We start from the raw sequence: 12920 nt of genomic DNA, 5'->3' as shown, positions 1-12920 counted from the left end.
GGCTACGACGATTGATGGGCGTAACCGCTCAGATCGTAGCTTCTTGATTTAGTTCCATCGAATTACGCAACAAAGCCGAGTCAAAGTCAAGAAATACCCAAGTGATATAGGCATCATTGTTTTTATAGAATTCTTCTCGACTAATGATAACGTCAAGAAACGTTGTCGATACTTGAAGTTCGAATACGACTTCTCGGTTATCCGAGGCTAAACGAGCTGAAATATCAGGTCTACGCCAGCGTTTGGCTATACCAACAGGGTTCTTTTCTCGGAATGTTTTTTCTATATGAATCTCATCAGAGAATCGGGGATCTGAACTGAGCAGTTCCGCTAACCTTTGTTTACCCTCTTTGTGTTGTCGTCCCTCTTTTTGACCGTTGTATTTCATCGCTTGAATCTCTTCCATTGTGAGATTCGTGGTAGTTTTGATTGGGCAGTCTTCTGAGTCTTTTACGTGGGCAAAGAATGTGGTTCTTTGCGGTGTGGCTCTTAAAACTACGGGTTGAAAACAAACATTACAAAGAGCCAATGGGTTTGTTTTTCTGTTTTTGGCGATTGCGGTTCTGAATTGGAAGTATTCCTGTTCTTCACAAGAATCTAAGAACTCATTAGCATCAATTACTTTATCTTCCTGAGTCAAAAATACAGCAGTCATGTTCCTCATGGACGGTTCCTATACTACCGAGTATTAAAATTAATTATGCTCATTGTTGATTATTGTATGAAAGCACAGAGTTCAAGAGTATGAGCTGCGTCAAATACAATTGTGATGGTTTGATACTTATGGATTTATGTCTCTAAGTTATTTGATTTCATCGACATGGGAAACAAGTCTATAATCATATGCAACATGGATGCTTAGGTGAAAAAATGAAGATAATACTGGTAGATGCTGAGAATGTTGGCCTGAAAGGTGTGGAGAAGATTGCTCCTTCTGTATCTGATAAAGTTTTTGTTTTTTCAAAGTCAGATAACATAGAGCAATTTTGTGAAAAAGAAATGTATCAGCACATCTCAGATTATCCATCAGGAGCTAACCAAGCCGATTTTTGTATTATTGCCTACTTAATGAGATTTCTGGCTCACTATGACCTTAAAGCACTCGCGCAAGTAGTGTTTGAGCTCCATAGCAATGACTTAAATTTAATCTCCGCATTTCAGTATCAATGCAATAGGTTTAGTGTTAAATCGGAATCTGTTCAGACGAAAGAAAGCTCAAAAGTTGTCGCTTTGCCTGTTGAGCAGAAAAAATCTAAGGCTGATAATGCCGAAGAACGGTTGTACGCTGCTTTATCTAAGCCAAGAGCCTTAGATGAAGCATTGCAGAAAGAGTTACGCTTATCACGACAAGTTTTTACAAAGGCTATCAACGCTCTTTCATCAAGTAATAAGATCGTTCGATCTGCTGAAACAAAGAAGAAATGGGTTCAACGGTAGGTTTAGCCAAATACAGTGGTAAACTAAATACCATCGGTAAAGAGCAAATAGATAGAAGCCACTCGATAGAGTGGCTTTGTTGCATAAAGTAGGAAATAAGTATTATGAAAGCAGAAGTAACGTGGATCGAAGATTTAAAATTCGTTGGTAAAGCTGATAAAAAACAAGAGATTATCTTTGGTGCAGGCGACAGTACAATTGTTTCACCAATGGAAATGGTACTAATGGCTGCTGGTGGCTGTAGCTCTGTCGATGTTGTTGATGGTTTGAAAACAGCAGGCCAAAAGGTTTCGTCAGTTAATGCCAAGCTAACCACAGAGCGTCGTGAAACCGCACCGCGTATCTTTACGCAAGTGAATATCCACTTTGAAGTGTCAGGTGACGAGCTTGACCCAGAAGTCGTAGCAAAAGTGGCGGCTGACTCGCTAGAAAAATACTGCTCGGTTTGCTTAATGCTAGGCGAAGGTGTTGAGATGACCCACAGTTGGGAAATTGTGTAAGTTGACAGACTCCACAAAATATAAAAACAGGAAAGAGAAAAGTCCGGGCTTTTCTCTTTTTTTATTTCGCAGTTCACGTACCTTGTGAAGAATCTGAAAGCAGTAATTGCAGGTTGTAGGAGTCTTCCAGTGACAGAACTAGAAAAAATGATGTCTGGCCAGGTCTTTGATGGCATGGACAAAGAAATTGACGCCATTAGAAGCCATGCTCTTCAAGCACTTAGAGCACTTAATAATAACACCGACGAAAGTCAGCGCGACGAATTGCAAAAGCAGCTATTTGGCAAGGTAGGCCGTTGTATTGTCCAGTCCCCTTTTCATTGTGAATTTGGTAAGACCATCGAAATAGGTGAAGAAACCTTTATCAACATGAACGTGGTCATGCTCGATGGTGCCAAAATTACCATCGGGAACCACGTGCTCATTGGACCGAGCGTGCAATTTTATACCGCTTCTCATTCTGTTGATTACCGCAGTCGCCGACGTTGGGAAACGTTTTGTAAACCCATCACGATTGAAGATGATGTGTGGATTGGCGGAAATTCCGTCATCAACCAAGGTGTAACAGTTGGCGCTCGCTCGGTGATTGCGGCGAACTCGGTCGTTAACCATGATGTGCAGCCAGATTGTCTATACGGAGGCACGCCAGCTAAGTTGATTCGCCGTCTCAACGAAGAATAGTAGAGGTTAGTATGCAATAACTCTGGCGATTAGAGAGTTCAGACTGAGCTCTCTTCGTCGAGTACATCGTTATATTTTAATGTTAATTCCTCACTCAATTGCTAAAAGAACGGCACCAATTGATAAAGTCAGGGCAACGACAACAGAGTTAACAATGATAATACCTAGTAATAGAATCGACAAATAACGATACCATTTTGGTACTTCTCTAGAAATATTAGGTAATTTTCGCTTTTCACCTGAGCTAGGTTGAACGATTAAACGAACAAACATCAATGTTCGGAAAAATGCGTAAGGCCACCCTGTGAATAAAGAAAGCTCAAATTCATTAAAATATGGTTTTTTAAAATAGTTTCCAACAATCTCCTTCGGCATCAGAAAGTGCATGACACCGATAAAAATGGTTTGTAAGAAAATAATAATCACACCAGTCATTAAAGTGTAAAAAAGAAATGTGATTACTTGCTGCATATAGACTCTATTCCAGTACTAGCGACTAAGTTTGGCTTGCTTTCAATTGAATTATAAAAGCTTTTTGCCACTTTACCGGATGCATAACCTACAGCCGTTGAACCGGCAGCGAGTACAATGGCAGTCCCCCAGCCAATAGGGTTTGATACTAAAAATAGACCGACTAACGCGCTGGTACCCATTCCTACAGCTGTGCTAGTTATTGACTCAACAAAAATTTCATTCTTCTCATGTTGGTCTTGTGTATTCGCAATCTGAATGCAGGAAGCCGTCAGACCAACACCGACTAAAACATGTCCGCCCACTTTAGATGCTTGAGCTATTTTATTCAGTTTTTCGGCTTGTTTAACTATATGAGCATTCGCAGGTAACCCTCCACTTCGAGCTATGCGAATAGACTGGTGAGTCGTTTTGTTGCCAAATAACAGCTTTTCCATAGGGCCAACATTTTTCTTTAGTAGGTCTAAATGTTTTTTACGTCGACCATCATATTGTCCTTTACTTATTACTCCGTTTTTATAGTTTGCGTAAAGGTCGTTGATGTTCTCAATGAGCTTAATATTTCCTTTACTCATCAAGTTCCCTGTAGCCCCCATCAAGGTACCTCCTGGAATAGTAATCATATTGGCGTTGTTTTCTAGCCATGCCAACGCCCAAAACATGTCAGCATGTTGCGGTGGAACTTGATTTGAGATTGATTTTGGAGGTTGATTGTAGCTGAGAAGATTGGGAGGCAAAACTTTATGGGGAGGAGAGCTGGGCATTTGAGGTTTAGACGCTGGGTAGATCCCTAGCTTCGCGATACTTTTAGGAGGTAACGCATTGTTACTTTGAGTTTTAAGTTGAGAGTTTGATTTGGGTAGAGCTGATAACCAAATGATATCGCCTGCTCTAATGCGGTTAGGATCTGAAATATGCTTGTTTAATGTCATTATATGAGTCAGTACCATCTGATAGTCCTTGCTACCATATGGAGCACCATACATGTTTAATATAATTGATGATAAGTTATCATGAGTTTTTATTTTATACTCAAATAATCCCGACACAGAGCACCTTTAGCTAATAATTTGTTTGTGCAGATACTAACAAAAAACTATATTTTAAAAGGTTTATTTTTTGCATTCTAGACTTTCATTTTAAAAAGTTACAAATTAGCTGATGTATTTATTATTTGCATGAAATTGTTAATGTGATTTTTTACATTTAAAGTGTGATATTAAACTTGGTTGGATAAGTGAAGGTCATACATGATTTGCTAGTGATAAAAAACCTGCGATAAAAAATACAAGTGCTAACATTGTAGAGTTTATGATAATTACCCATATTAATATGAAGGATAATAGACGGTACCACCTAGGCACCTCTTGGGATACATCGGGTAACTTTCGCTTTTCACCTGAGCTAGGTTGAACGATTAAACGAACAAACATCAATGTTCGGAAAAATGCGTAAGGCCAACCTGTAAATAGAGCTAGTTCGAAAGTGTTAAAATAAGGTTCTTTAAAGTAGCTATTGACAATGTCTTTTGGCATTAAAAGGTGCATGATACCTATAAAGAATGTTTGAAAAAAAATAACTAATACACCAGAGAACATTAAGTATCCAATAATGTTCCAGATCAATTGCATATTGCACCTATCCTTATAATAAACCGATGCTTTTTCAAAGGTTTTATCCTAATTTTTATCATGAAGAAATAAAGAGACTAACAGATAACCTATATCTTAGCTATGAATGTAAGGGCGTTTTGAAGGAGTGTCGAGAACGAAAATAAGAACTATTTTATTGATTTTTATGTAAATATAGTTGGTCGTGTATAAAATGGATAACGTGTAATGGCGAGATGTAAGCCTTGCACAACTAACAAAGGTTGGTTAAACAAGGCTAATAGTCGGTTATGGATAAATAACGATTTGTTGCTCCTCAGTCATCACAAGTGTCGCTTTGCTTTGTTCGATAAGTTGGGCAGCATAAGAAGGGGTAACGGCCTGCATATCACCTTTAGATCGAAGAGTTAAAGACTCCCACGCTTGATCTCGATATTTCCCTGCTTGGGTGTATTGAATCAGTACTTTCATAGCTTCACGCTCCGGTGTGGTTGACGTGCTACTTAAGTTAACGATCTTAGGCTGGTTGCGCATCTGTTAAAAATGAAACATTAGTTTAACCAAATGTGCCTTTCCAAATATCGAGCATTGAGCAGAGCAATTTAGAATCCTTGTGATGGAAGGATGAAGAACACTCAATCTTTCGATTCATACTGCGCAATATAATGTTTGAGAGATTTGGTTTCCGCACTCTGAAACTCTTCATCGTGCATACGCAGTGCTTGGATACGGTCGAGGCGGAACTGGCGGTAGTCATCGCGCAATTCGCACCAGGCGACCAGCGTCCAGACTTTGCCCCAAAAGAACTGGCCTAACGGTTGGATTTTTCTCTCGGTCACCTGTCCGCTTTCATCTTGGTAATCCAAACTGACCTTAAACTGATGATCAATCGCGTGGCGCAGAAGCTGCCCTCGTTTGGCAGTCTCGGATTGGGTGTGATAATCGGGCACAATCAGCGGACAATCTTCCACTTGTTGTTTGAGCTTATCGGGCAATACCGAAAGTATTTTGGTGGACGCAGAGTGAGACGCTTCGGCGAGTTCGGCATCCGACCAGGCTCGAACCATCCGCATACCCAGTTCAAGCGCCATCATCTCTTTTTCTGAGAACATCAAAGGCGGCAGATGAGAGCCAGCTTGCAATAGGTAGCCAACACCTGCTTCACCTTGAATAGGAACACCAGAACTAAGCAACGACTGAATATCGCGATAAATCGTACGTTCGCTGACTTCCATTCTTTCTGCGAGCTCTTTCGCTGTCACTGCGTAACGCTTTGCGCGCAAAAGCGTCAGTAGCTCAAACAGTCGTTCTGATTTGCTCATGATGTTCCTTATCTAGACCTACTGGTTGTTAGTGGTAGTGTGGCTGATTACTTCTCTAGCTCACTGCACATTTTTAAGTTGTGATGTTTAAGCTCGAAACTTTCGCAGTCAATCATCAATAACAGAGGCTGAAATTCAACGGCTTGCTTAATCTGTTTTCCCGCCTGTTTTGCATCGTCCATTGAACGCCAGTAAATGATGTCTGTCCACACATCGTCCGTCGCTTCGTGACTGAGTGATCGGTATAAAAAGCCCGGCAGATTCTTCACAAACGTTTGTGACTGTTTGGCAGCGGCGATCACGTCTTGCTCTGTTTTGCCTGCGGTTAGACGAAATTGCACAGTTTCGATAACGGTTTCCATATTGTGATTCCTTATTGGTTTTGGCTGATTGCCTGTTGAGTTCCAAATAAGGTTACGCGGATGGAATGTCAGAACATGTCAGTAGTGAAATCTCACTCACTTATCATCAATATGGTTATTTTTCTGGGCTGTTGTAACGATCCCAGTAAGGTAAATCTGTGCCGAGTTTTTCGCTGATAAAATCGATAAAGGCTCTTACTTTCAACGGCATGTGCTTGCGCTCAGGAAAAACCGCATAAATGGCGTGTTCTGGTAGAGAATACTCTTCCATCACCGGTTTTAGATTTCCTGCGGCAAAGTCTCTTCCTGCAATAAATGTTGGCAGTTGCGCAATGCCCGAACCTCTTAACAGCAACTGGCGAATGGCTTCGCTGTTATTGACGATAAAGTTTCCTTTTGGAAGTACCTTGTATTCGCTGCCGTTGTTGATGAACATCCATTCGACGCCGCCACGGAAATAGGAGTAGCGCAGGCAGTTGTGACTGACTAAATCACTTGGTTTTTGTGGTGTTCCAAACTCCGCTAAGTAATCTGGCGAGGCACAAAGCACACTTTTACAAGGGGCGAGACGTTTTGCGATGAGATTGGAAGAGGTGAGTTCACCAATACGGATCCCCAAATCAAAACTGTCTTTAACCAAATCGACCATTTTGTCTTCGAGGTTTAAATCCACTTCAATTTTCGGGTAACGAGCGAGAAACTCGCTGATCAAAGGCGCGATATGCAGCACACCGAAAGACATCGGCACGGTAATTTTGAGCCGACCTTGTGGAGAGCCTTGCAGTTCCGATACCGCGTCCACGCCTTGCTGGGCCAGATTGAGCGCTTGAGAAGCGTACTCAAAATAGCGTTCTCCCGCTTCGGTCAGGCTCAGCTTACGCGTGGTTCGGTTAAGGAGACGAATGCCCAAATCGTCTTCTAGTTGGTTGATGCGTTTGCTGATCGCCGATTTCGTCAGATTCAGCTGTTTGGCCGCAAGGGAAAAGCTGCCGCATTCGACAACAGCAACAAAAACGGGCAGGGAGGCAATCGCGTTCACATCAATCTCCTATTATCGTGAAGCATTTATTGTTGAGCACAAGGATACAATTAATTTCCAATTATAGAGATTATCTTCAAGAAGAAAACAATCTAGACTATGCACCAGTATTACGACCTTGATTTTGGGAAGAAGAAAATGAAGTACGATTGGATCCTGTTTGACGCTAACGAAACCTTATTCCACTTTGATGCTTTCAAAGGTTTGCAGCTTATGTTTTCTCGCAAAGGCGTAGATTTTACTGAACAAGATTTTGCTCATTACCAAACCGTAAACAAACCGCTTTGGGTGGATTACCAAGATGGCAAAGTAACGGCAGATGAGCTAAAACATAAGCGTTTTACCGAGTGGGCTGAGAAGTTGAATACCACAACAGCAGATCTCAATAGCGCATTTTTAGAAGCAATGGCCGATATTTGCAGCTTGTTGCCAGGTGCAAAAGAGCTGATGGAAGCGCTGCAAGGCAAAGCTAAAATGGGCATCATCACCAACGGTTTTACAGAGTTGCAAGCAATTCGCCTTGAGCGCACAGGGATGACTGAGTACTTCGATAAAGTGGTGATCTCTGAACAAGTGGGCGTAGCAAAACCGGACTTAGGTATTTTTGAATACGCGATGCAGCAAATGGGCAACCCATGCAAAACGCGCGTACTGATGGTGGGTGACAACCTGCATTCCGATATTCTGGGTGGTAATAATTTTGGTATTGAAACTTGCTGGTTAAATACCACAGGCGCAAGCGTCGATGAGCGTATCGCACCAAATTACACCGTTGAGTCTTTGAGTGAACTAAAGAACATTTTGGTGGCGTAACCGAATCAGGTATTATTCCGCAGTAACCCTCAGAAAAATCAAGGAATAACCATGTCAGACATCAAACAGCTAGACAGCAAAGTCGTTTACCAGAATAAGTGGATGACGGTGCGTGAGGACAAAATTTTACGTCCGAGCGGCGCAGAGGGTATCTATGGTGTGGTCGACAAACCTGATTGTGCTGCGATTCTGGCTATCGATAACGGGATGATTCACTTGGTTCAGCAGTACCGTTACACCGTAGGTCAACGTTGTTGGGAGATCCCACAAGGGGCGTGGGAATCAAACCCAGATGCGGATCATCTTGAGCTTGCCAAAGGCGAGCTGCGTGAAGAAACGGGCATGCAGGCGAGCGCTATGGCGTATGTCGGCGCGCAGTTTATCGCATACGGCTTTTTGAATCAGACATGTCACGTCTACTTCGCCACTGATTTAACGGACGTGGGTAATCAACCCGACAGTGAAGAAGAGGATTTGATCACTCGCGCTTTTTCTGTTGAGGAGTTCGAACAGATGATGATCGACGGCACGATCAAAGATTGTGTCACCATCGCCGCTTATGGTTTGGCGAAGCTGAAGAAATTCATTTAGTTATCCATGACGATTTTTTAATGAAAACAGCGGCCTAGTGCCGCTGTTTTTAGTTTGGGTGAGCTCGTTGAGCCATCGCTTACTCGTCGATTTTCTTACCTAAGATTTCCACTTGCGCTTTTTTAGTCACCCCCGCGACTTGCAGCGCAGTGCTGCCAACCGATTCATAGTTCAACTCGATTTTGTCTAACTTCGCGTTATCTTTTGTTGGTAGGCTTAAGCTTCTTGATGACATGCCTTTAGTCAGAACACCTAAACTGTCGAACGTCTTTTCCTGACCATCTTTCATGATCACTTTAACGCTTTTCAGATCGACCGTACCTTGCGTACATTTGATTTTGATGTGGCTGAAACGAGCGTTAGCAAATGGTGACAGTGGATTGACTGTGTCGGTTTCTGATTTAAAACTGACGGTTTTATCTGCAATCTTGTCCCAATCGTTGTCTCCAGCAACCGATTGGAAAGAGGCCACAGCCGCTAAAAGACAGAGTGCGATGGTGTTGAACAGTTTCATAGCTTTTCCTTACCTTAGGTTTAGATATTCTGTTTAATCAGTTCGATGACGTGTGTGACTTCGTCCTGAGTTAAAGCCCCTTCTTTCACGAATAAAATTTCGCCTTGTTTATTTTGTACGATAATCGCAGAACTTTCTTGCTGTAGATCCCAAGTTGTTGCTAATACGCTATTTTTGTCTAACACCATGGAAGACCAAGAGAATGTCTTTTTGCTGTCCTCTGCCGACGATTTAACAAATGTACCGGTTCCCCAAATGGCGTCTTCTTGGTTGATCACGGTTGTGGTCTGATACTGATCTTCAGGAAAGTGAGCGGCAGTGATTGCTGACATCAGCGGCGCGTTCATCTCTTTGGCTTTACTACGACCTGCAATGGCTTGTATCACACGGACTTTGCCTAACATCTGCTGAGTTGCCCAAGGTTGATAAGCCACATCGTCTCCTTGCAGCGTCATTTCGCCATAGGTATCAATGCTGACGGAAGGGGTGGTTTGACCGACAGAAAGGTTATGAGAGAAGGCGAATGTCGGGGCGAGTGCGAGTAAGAGTGAAAGAACAGATGGAGTTTTCATTGGGGGTTCCTGTAACGAAGTGAGGTTAGAGCGAATCAAAATAAGGGGCAAATACGATGCCCCTTATCGGATGTGGCGTTTAGTTAGAAAGTACAACGCGCGCATTTAGCGGTTGCAGCGGACGATTGTTTTGTCCCATGACTTCCATCAGTTTCGCGGCTTGATCTTTGGATAAGGTTTGAGTGTCTTTAAGCACAAACCAGCGCACACCTTCTGAACATGGTGGTGTGGTTAAGGAGCCGTTAAATCGATAGTAGTTTGCAGTTTTTGGCAGTAAGTCGTTAATCTCAAATGTATCTTTAAAGAACGTGGTTTGATTCTCTTGTGGGATTGCGTTGATCAGTTTAGACAGCGCTGCGTTTTGATCGCCAGCACCAAGCATCACCGAAATTACCGCCAACTCGCCGTCTGCGTTGGCGTGTACAAAGTGCGCTTCAAGTGGATATTGGCGGCCTTTGATTTGGTTTTCTGACGGTGTGTGGAAATGGAACTGTTGCAACTCGAACGTCTCGCCATCGATGGTGAAGCTGTTACGTCCGTTCACTTGCGCTTGCAGCGTATGACCATTGTTGGTTAAACCAATGACCTGACCAGTGTACGAAAGGTTCAGTGCTTCCAGTTTTGCATCGGCTGGGTTGTCGATGTTGATTGGGCTTTGGTTTTTCGTGGTTGCGCAGTCTTTGGCGATTTCTCCCCAGTGCTCTGGCCCGTGTTTGTCATTGCCATAGCCCCATTCTGAAGCCTGAGCCGCGCCTAGAGTGAGAAGTGAGAGTGAAAAAGCAAGTAGTGTTTTGTTCATAATAATGTATCTGTTCGGTCGCTTTGATAAGCGTTGTTACAAGGCAATGACCTAGAGGTTTGATCACTGCCTGACAAATTAGAAACGGTGGCTGAGTTGGGCACCAATTAGGAACGCATTTGAATGGGTCACGCCCGTTACCATCGGTGCAGGAACACCTTCATACGCGTACTCTTCTACGTTGACATCTTCACCAATCAAGTACGTCATACCGATGTCAACCGTGGTATCTGATGACCATTGGTAAGAGGCACCCGCAGATAACCAGTGACGGTTCGAATCTGGGATAGAAAGCGAAGTCAGCTCATCGACAGGTGTTTTGTCGAACATGTAACCCGTGCGTAGTGTCCAACGTTCATTGGCGTACCAAGTCGCACCGATGGAGTAGTGCGCGGAGTCTTGCCACTGAAAATCTTTTAGCAACTGATCATCAGCTTTCAAGCTGTCAAATGCTGACCAACCAATCCACTGCACAGAATAGTGCAGGGCAAATTTAGGTAAGACGCGGTGATAACCGGAAAACTCCGCAATATCCGGTAGCGGCATAGCAAGCGAGTCGTACGATTCGCCAGCAAAGTGGATGTCGCCCTTGGCATCTATGTTAGGGCTGTGCTTGTAGCTTAAACCTAAGCGATGACGTTCGTTAAACTCGTACATCATGCCAATGTTCGCGCCAAGCCCAATGCCGCCAGCTTCCACATCAAGTGCGTTGCCTTTTACGGATCCACAGCGTTGTTTTAGCTCGTTTCCAAGTATGTTCCCACCAACGCAAACACCCACGTCCATATCGCGGTACAGCTCACCAGAGCCGTAAATCACATCAATACCACCACCGATACTAAAACGATCGTTCACCTTGTATGCCAAGCTTGCGCCAAGGTTGACACTCGCTACGCTGGTGACACCGCCAAAAACAGGTGCGCCATAGTTTGGTTTAAACTCCATGTCGGTTCCGAAGTTGGAGTATGCCGATAAGCCTAGATACCAGTCGTCGTTGATAGGGTGAATAAAGTAAAAATTGGGTACAACGGCTGGTTGACCAACGCCATCGACGTCATCAATGTCGGTCACGGTTTGAGAGAAGGACGGGGTAATGTCAACTTGAGGGGACGGAGGAAAACCGCCCATACCAACATTGACATCCGCATTAATGTTAGCTCGATGATATTGCGCATTTTTAACGGTAACGTCAGGTTTGACGTAAGTGACACCGAACGATAAGGCACTTTGTTTAAACAGCGTCATCGCTGCGGCGTTGCGGCTGACTACAGATGCATTATCACCAATGACGGCATCACCAGCAAAAGCACGACCAAGACCCGTCGCAGAATGTTCGTTAATTTGAAAACCACCGGCATACGCCGTCGAGGAGGCTAACCCGATTAATAAATAAATCGGTGAAAGAGTTAATTGTCGCTGCATGTTTTTCTCATGAATTAATTAGAAGTTGTATTGCAACTAAAATTAGTAAAATAAACAAATCTGACCAGTGTATTTAGGAGTAAAACTAACAGTGTGCTGACAATAAGTAAATTTAACTTAATAAATATTTATTGTTGAATTTATTAATGCTTCATGGCGTGAATATAGTAGTTATTTTAAGTGTAAATTAAACCCTGAACCTCTATTTTTATTTTTGCGGTATTACTTCTCTATTTTTATTGTGCTGACTGTTCCCTAACAAATAGAGGGAAATCCAGCGATAAAGTGTCCGTGATGGAAACTCTGAGTCATTTGTATTTCCATTGCATCCCAACGTTGGTAGTTCGAATTAGCAAGAGAACTATCGTTTTAAACCCACATGACACACCCCTCTCGGTCTTACCTGTGTTATGTGGGTATTTTTTATTTAACTTGTCACTTAACTCCTCTTTAAATTCAATCATCAAAATGGCCATCATGAAATTTAAATTAATGGAATGTTGAATAATTTTGGATTTTACTGGTTTGTTAGTATTTAAAAGTTTTGTTTATAATACTTATAAATTGAATTTCTATATTAAAGATGGTCTTTGTTATATGTATTGAATGATAAAGTTTTGAAGTGACTATAATATCTCTGATTTTTCACGTTAGTGAAGTTATTCATTCAGTTTCTTGACGTTAATTTACCTATCTTTACGTCTCGTACCGGCTTTGTTGCGTAATTCGATGGAACTAAATCAAGAAACTACGATCTGAGCGGCTACGCCCATCAATCGTCGTAGCC

The 12920-nt window shown here is 42.6% G+C and carries 16 protein-coding genes; 5 read left to right on the top strand and 11 right to left on the bottom strand.

The annotated features are described in order from the left end of the window. Positions 1–28 precede the first annotated feature (28 nt). Positions 29–664 carry a DUF6035 family protein gene (locus R7E78_RS23325; RefSeq protein WP_318058288.1) on the bottom strand — a complete coding sequence of 212 codons (636 nt, stop codon included), beginning with the start codon at positions 662–664 and terminating at the stop codon, positions 29–31. A gap of 206 nt (positions 665–870) precedes the next feature. On the opposite strand from R7E78_RS23325, the gene R7E78_RS23320 reads away from it, so the two are divergent. The 3 genes from R7E78_RS23320 (at position 871) to R7E78_RS23310 (ending at position 2618) form a co-directional block, all read left to right on the top strand. Beyond that, positions 871–1437, top strand: coding sequence for a hypothetical protein (locus tag R7E78_RS23320; RefSeq protein WP_029809793.1), 567 nt, complete (start codon positions 871–873; stop codon positions 1435–1437). A gap of 104 nt (positions 1438–1541) precedes the next feature. After that, positions 1542–1937 (top strand): OsmC family protein, encoded by a 396-nt coding sequence (locus R7E78_RS23315; protein ID WP_258458560.1) that lies wholly within the window; start codon positions 1542–1544, stop codon positions 1935–1937. A gap of 129 nt (positions 1938–2066) precedes the next feature. Then, positions 2067–2618, top strand: a complete 552-nt coding sequence (locus R7E78_RS23310; protein WP_005374130.1) for a sugar O-acetyltransferase — start codon at positions 2067–2069, stop codon at positions 2616–2618. Between the two features lie 90 nt (positions 2619–2708). On the opposite strand, the gene R7E78_RS23305 is transcribed toward R7E78_RS23310, so the two are convergent. From R7E78_RS23305 to R7E78_RS23280, 6 genes are all read right to left on the bottom strand, one after another. Then, positions 2709–3089: a hypothetical protein gene (locus tag R7E78_RS23305; protein ID WP_005374128.1), complete on the bottom strand. Its 381-nt coding sequence runs from the start codon at positions 3087–3089 to the stop codon at positions 2709–2711. Then, the gene (locus tag R7E78_RS23300) at positions 3077–4138 is read right to left on the bottom strand and encodes a glycine zipper family protein (RefSeq protein ID WP_318058287.1); all 1062 of its coding nucleotides are present in this window, start codon (positions 4136–4138) and stop codon (positions 3077–3079) included. The genes R7E78_RS23305 and R7E78_RS23300 overlap by 13 nt, the downstream gene beginning before the upstream one ends. An 849-nt stretch (positions 4139–4987) precedes the next feature. Further along, positions 4988–5170, bottom strand: coding sequence for a hypothetical protein (locus R7E78_RS23295; RefSeq protein ID WP_031778850.1), 183 nt, complete (start codon positions 5168–5170; stop codon positions 4988–4990). 164 nt (positions 5171–5334) lie between these two features. Continuing rightward, a complete protein-coding gene (locus tag R7E78_RS23290; protein WP_005497912.1) occupies positions 5335–6021 on the bottom strand; it encodes a helix-turn-helix transcriptional regulator in 687 nt (228 codons plus the stop codon). Positions 6022–6068: 47 nt separating this feature from the next. After that, the gene (locus tag R7E78_RS23285; protein ID WP_318058286.1) at positions 6069–6383 is read right to left on the bottom strand and encodes a hypothetical protein; all 315 of its coding nucleotides are present in this window, start codon (positions 6381–6383) and stop codon (positions 6069–6071) included. Positions 6384–6498: 115 nt separating this feature from the next. After that, positions 6499–7422, bottom strand: a complete 924-nt coding sequence (locus tag R7E78_RS23280; RefSeq protein ID WP_029844656.1) for a LysR family transcriptional regulator — start codon at positions 7420–7422, stop codon at positions 6499–6501. Positions 7423–7560: 138 nt separating this feature from the next. On the opposite strand from R7E78_RS23280, the gene yjjG reads away from it, so the two are divergent. Beyond that, positions 7561–8235, top strand: coding sequence for a pyrimidine 5'-nucleotidase (gene yjjG, locus R7E78_RS23275; protein WP_318058285.1), 675 nt, complete (start codon positions 7561–7563; stop codon positions 8233–8235). A 51-nt stretch (positions 8236–8286) separates the two neighbouring features. Further along, the gene (locus R7E78_RS23270; protein WP_318058284.1) at positions 8287–8826 is read left to right on the top strand and encodes an NUDIX hydrolase; all 540 of its coding nucleotides are present in this window, start codon (positions 8287–8289) and stop codon (positions 8824–8826) included. A 79-nt stretch (positions 8827–8905) separates the two neighbouring features. Here R7E78_RS23270 and R7E78_RS23265 read toward each other — a convergent pair whose 3' ends face one another. From R7E78_RS23265 to R7E78_RS23250, 4 genes are all read right to left on the bottom strand, one after another. Continuing rightward, entirely contained in the window at positions 8906–9340 is a 435-nt protein-coding gene (locus R7E78_RS23265; RefSeq protein WP_005480927.1) for a hypothetical protein, read from the bottom strand. Between the two features lie 20 nt (positions 9341–9360). After that, complete coding sequence (locus R7E78_RS23260) at positions 9361–9912, bottom strand: YtfJ family protein (RefSeq protein WP_318058283.1); 552 nt, start codon at positions 9910–9912, stop codon at positions 9361–9363. 79 nt (positions 9913–9991) lie between these two features. After that, complete coding sequence (locus tag R7E78_RS23255) at positions 9992–10711, bottom strand: carbonic anhydrase family protein (RefSeq protein WP_318058282.1); 720 nt, start codon at positions 10709–10711, stop codon at positions 9992–9994. Positions 10712–10789: 78 nt separating this feature from the next. Next, positions 10790–12133, bottom strand: coding sequence for an OmpP1/FadL family transporter (locus tag R7E78_RS23250; RefSeq protein ID WP_318058281.1), 1344 nt, complete (start codon positions 12131–12133; stop codon positions 10790–10792). Between the last annotated feature and the right edge of the window lie 787 nt (positions 12134–12920).

It is taken from the genome of Vibrio sp. YT-19(2023) (genome assembly GCF_033337395.1).
This window is presented reverse-complemented; position numbering and strand designations above follow the sequence as displayed.